Origin of the sequence: Psychrobacter sp. 78a-MNA-CIBAN-0178, assembly GCF_040309625.1 — a bacterium.
In the GTDB taxonomy this organism is placed as follows: Bacteria; Pseudomonadota; Gammaproteobacteria; order Pseudomonadales; family Moraxellaceae; genus Psychrobacter; species Psychrobacter okhotskensis.
Map to the genome: position 1 here is coordinate 1 of NZ_JBEOOZ010000228.1, position 230 is coordinate 230.

The window sequence follows — 230 nt, forward strand, 5'->3', positions numbered from 1 at the left end:
GCCAAGATTATATCGTTAATCATAACTTGGAAGGCTGGTTTGCACCTGACACCTATTATTATGGCGAAGGCGCAACTGACAAGCAGATATTGACCGACTTATATAAGCTGCAACAAAAAGCCTTGACCAAAGCGTGGGAGAATCGCGCGCCCAATCTGCCGTATAAAACCCCGTATGAGGCGCTGATAATGGCGTCTATTATTGAGAAAGAAACCAGCGTTGCCGAAGAG

General features: G+C 46.1%; 1 protein-coding gene. It reads left to right on the forward strand.

What is annotated here, in order from left to right; translation table 11 throughout:
• Positions 1–230 (forward strand): endolytic transglycosylase MltG (locus AAEY80_RS14925; protein ID WP_350588651.1); only part of this gene is annotated, 230 nt, incomplete at both ends.